Here is a 3,319-nt window from a genome sequence, read left to right as displayed (position 1 = left end):
TACCACATGGATTATCATACTGACGGGTATCTGTATTCACGGAGACTTTCAACTTATTACTCAATACTTACTACTTGCTAAAAAGGTAACAAAGGTGACAGATATATCAGTTAACAGTAAACAGTTAGCAGTTAACACAAATACAACTTACGACTTATTAAAAGGTAACAAAAGTAACACTTTTTCTACCTATTACTTTTTACCCTCATTGTAAGTCCCCCTCCGGGGGATTAAGGGGGCCAATCAACACATCAAAGAACTATAGCGGTAGATTCTGCCGGCTGATACATAGATAAAGAAGCCAGCAATAAATACATTTATTGCTGGCTTCATTTTAATCTTTTATATGTGTAAATTAACTTGCTAACCTCTTATATTTTATTAAGGATTCCAGAAAGTAATAATCTGCGTACACCAATGGAACATCAATTTCTGAATGATTAGGTATGTTGCCAACACAATGCATCAGTAGGAAATCTCCATTTGTACCCGGCTGTGCCCTGTATAAAGGAGAAGCCAAATTTTTTAACATCTTTACGGCAATATCGGTATAATTTTGATTTTTAGTAAAGTTCCCTAAATCGAATAAAGCAGAGCATGCTATTGCTGCAGCAGAAGCATCTTTCAAACTTGCCTGAAACTCCACCGCATAAGAGTTCCCTTTTGGTATATAACTTTTCTGCCCTACATTAAAATCCCAAACGGGGATCAGATCTTCTGGAAGGTGTTTCAGATAGAAGTTCACAATCTTAGTCGCAGCTTCAAGGTATACCGGGTCTTTCGTTTCACGATACATCATAGTAAAGCCATATGCAGCCCATGCTTGACCTCTGGCCCAAGTTGAGTTGTCACTAAATCCTTGTGCAGTAACTTTATGGTGGATTTCTCCGGTAAGTGAATCATAGCAAACAACATGATAGCTGCTGTAATCATCTCTAAAGTGATTTTTCAGAGTTGTATTTGCATGTGCTACAGCAATATCATATAGTTTTTTATCTCCTGATAACTTTGAGGCTTCTAGTAATAATTCGAGGTTCATCATATTGTCTATGATGACAGGAAAATGAGATTCCTCTCCGTCCCATGATCTGTGATAGTTCCATGACTTTATGGCTTTGGTTTTCTCACTATAACGGGTTGCCAGCGAATATGCACTTTGTATAATTATGTCCCTATATTCATCTTTGGGAGCCAGCCTGAGAGCGTTTCCATAACTACAATACATCATGAATCCCAGATCATGGTGGGCAGTGAATGTTTTCAAGGGTTCCAGGCTGGTAGTCCATCTTTCAGCATTATTTTTCCAGATAGAATCTCCGGATAGTTCGTACAAATACCATAGAGAACCGGGAAAGAATCCGGGAGTCCAGTCGTACATGCCTGTTGTTACCAGTTTACCTTCTTTATTCGTGGATCTCGGATAGTTATTGCCGTCCGGTTCACCAATATTCCTTAGCATATCTGATGTTTGACGCGTCGCAAAATCAGTATTTTCTTTGATAAACTGTTTCTTTTTACTATCAGTACAGGATATACCGATGTATAAAATGGATATAAGAAATATATGAAAGAATGCCTTCATTATAATACGTTTTAGGTATATATAAGATAAACAGGTGGCAGCGTATTTACTGCCACCTGTTATAATATATGATTAAGGATCATTTCTTTACCGAAAATGCGTGTATAGTCTTACTCTTGAATATTTCTCCCGGACGTAATATAACGCTTGGATATTCAGGCCTATTAACACTGTCAGGAAAATGCTGGGTTTCGAAGCAAACAGCAGCACGCATAGGATAACGATGTCCGTGCTTGCCCTCGAAGTTTCCGGTCATCCAGTTACCGGTATATATTTGTACACCCGGTTCGGAAGTAGATATATTCATTTGGATACCTGTCTTTGGCGAGTAGCATTCTACAGCCAAAGCGCATTCACCTTCTTTCCTATCCAATATCATAGTATGGTCGTATCCTTTACCAAAATGTAACTGTTCAAAATCAGCTTCTATTCTTTCGCCTATTGCATGAGGAGTTCTAAAGTCGAAAGGTGTACCTTTTACAGCTTCAGGTTTACCATATGGGATAGCTGTATCGTCCGTAGGAAGGTAATTAGAAGCATGCATTACCAGTACATGGTCGTTTATGCTCGGATCGCCTTCTCCCGACAGATTAAAATATGAATGGTTCGTCAGATTAAGGATAGTAGCCTTATCAGTAGTGGCTTCGTAATCTATTGAGAATTCGTTATTATCTGTCAGTGTATAAATCATTTTTACGCTCAGGTTGCCCGGAAATCCCTCTTCTCCGTCTTTTGCAAGATATCTCAACTCTAATGTTTGATTGTTAATTTGTTTGGCATCCCATACTACGGCATTGAATCCTTTCAGTCCGCCATGCAAATTGTTGGGACCGTTATTTATAGCTAATTTATATGTCACACCATCTAGGGTAAACTGCCCTTTTGCTATGCGGTTTCCCGTACGCCCGCAAACCGCACCGAAATATGGTTCCTCCGAACTCAGGTATTCAGTCAGGTTATTATGTCCCAGGACTATATCCGTTAGTTTTCCGTTTTTGTCGGGAACAGAAAGCGATACTATTTTCCCGCCGTAGTTGATAACGGTGGCTTCGGCCCCTTTGTTATTGCTAAGGACATACATCTGTACATCTTTTCCGTCTACTTTACCCGAGAAGTTAGCAGGGATCAGCCCCGATTTGGTTTCATTTGTTTGCATGATATTATTTTGTTAGTTAAATATGTGACTTATAGTTGTTAGGAACACATTCCTTATACTAATTGTTAAACGCAAATATACAATATTATTTTAACGAATTCATTGCCTCTTTTTGTGCATATAAGAGATTGTTTATTAAAAAAATGAAATATAAAAAAGATTGTTGTCTTTCTAAAAGTTGACAAAGTTGACAACTTTTACAGGTTTTTATATCAATTTCCAAATTTGAGTCCAGATATTTAAAGAGCTATGGGCTAGCTATTAAAAGCTCGTGGCCGATACCTTATAGATAAAATTTGTGTAATACAATACATATATCTGTAAGTAATGCGAATCAGTAGTTGAGTTTTAACGTTCAATTATTCTATGCATTTGTTTCTACGCGGAATTAAAATTCCTTGTGTTCCTTTTGGCCAAAGCCCCAAAAGGAACCAAAAGTGCTTTAGCACCCCGCTTCAAAGGCCGACCCGTTAACAGCAGAGACGGCTAAACGAAAAAACTCGCTCTAAGGTTTGTATAATCCGAATCGTCAGATAAGCTCAAACACGTTTTCGTTTTTTAGCCTTTCTCTCCTGACGGGT

Annotated in this window: 3 protein-coding genes; 1 reads left to right on the top strand and 2 read right to left on the bottom strand. The window is 38.3% G+C overall.

The window, feature by feature from the left end; all coding sequences use genetic code 11:
• Positions 1 to 214: hypothetical protein (locus B3317_RS09155; RefSeq protein ID WP_291110869.1), on the top strand; the 214-nt coding region annotated here is incomplete at its 5' end.
• Positions 215 to 355: 141 nt separating this feature from the next.
• On the opposite strand, the gene B3317_RS09150 is transcribed toward B3317_RS09155, so the two are convergent.
• On the bottom strand, positions 356 to 1,582 hold the full coding sequence (locus B3317_RS09150) for a glycoside hydrolase family 88 protein (protein WP_291110867.1): 1,227 nt from the start codon (positions 1,580 to 1,582) through the stop codon (positions 356 to 358).
• A 79-nt stretch (positions 1,583 to 1,661) separates the two neighbouring features.
• Positions 1,662 to 2,738: an aldose epimerase family protein gene (locus tag B3317_RS09145; protein ID WP_291110864.1), complete on the bottom strand. Its 1,077-nt coding sequence runs from the start codon at positions 2,736 to 2,738 to the stop codon at positions 1,662 to 1,664.
• Positions 2,739 to 3,319 lie beyond the last annotated feature (581 nt).

Source organism: Dysgonomonas sp. UBA7710 (assembly GCF_002482385.1).
In the GTDB taxonomy this organism is placed as follows: domain Bacteria; phylum Bacteroidota; class Bacteroidia; order Bacteroidales; family Dysgonomonadaceae; genus Dysgonomonas.
This window is presented reverse-complemented; position numbering and strand designations above follow the sequence as displayed.

Excerpts from the sequence above, each read along its gene's own strand:
- B3317_RS09145 (WP_291110864.1), bottom strand. The coding sequence starts at position 2,738 with ATGCAAACAAATGAAACCAAATCGGGGCTGATCCCTGCTAACTTCTCG.
- B3317_RS09150 (WP_291110867.1), bottom strand. The coding sequence starts at position 1,582 with ATGAAGGCATTCTTTCATATATTTCTTATATCCATTTTATACATCGGT.